This is a genomic window from Geofilum rubicundum JCM 15548, assembly GCF_000974365.1.
GTDB classification, from domain to species: domain Bacteria; phylum Bacteroidota; class Bacteroidia; order Bacteroidales; family Marinilabiliaceae; genus Geofilum; species Geofilum rubicundum.
The window spans coordinates 1-624 of the sequence record NZ_BAZW01000203.1 but is presented as its reverse complement, the minus strand read 5'-3'; the positions used below and the strand labels follow the sequence as shown (position 1 = coordinate 624).

Here is a 624-nt window from a genome sequence, read left to right as displayed (position 1 = left end):
GCCTGAATTATTCATAAAAAAAAGAGGGTTGTCCCTGAAAATGTGCTGAATTATCAGTATTTTCAGGGTGTACAACAACACCTCTTTTTGCAATGATACAGAATTTTTTTGAAAACGAAGAACAAAGCCTCAGACTTTTCCCTGTTGAACAAAAAAATATCGAACTAAGCTTCTCAGGTGAGCGCATCAGCAGTGATGGTGGCCTACTTTTGCTACGTGAAGTCAACAGGCTAATCGGTTTAATTGAGCAGATAAGCAATTGTGTTACAGACAATCGAGACCAGCGTTATATTGACCATACCATAGAGGAGCTGGTCAGTCAACGCGCCTACCAAATCGCTGCCGGCTATGAAGACTGTAATGATAGCGATGAGCTGCGACACGATCAGATTTTGAAGACTTGTGTTGGACGACTTCCTCAAACCGGCAAGGATTTAGGGTCACAGCCTACCATGAGCCGATTGGAGAACAGTATTAGCTGGCGTGATCTATACAACATTGGAAAAACTTTCGTCTCACATTTCATAGGATCCTACAGCTCTGCACCGGAGGTTATCATACTCGATTGCGATGACACCAATACAAACACATACGGGAACCAGCAATTGACCCTCTTTAATAATT

Annotated in this window: 1 protein-coding gene; it reads left to right on the top strand. The window is 42.5% G+C overall.

The annotated features are described in order from the left end of the window. Positions 1-92: 92 nt before the first annotated feature. The coding region (locus tag JCM15548_RS20790) for a transposase (protein ID WP_173427680.1) at positions 93-624 on the top strand (532 nt) is incomplete at its 3' end.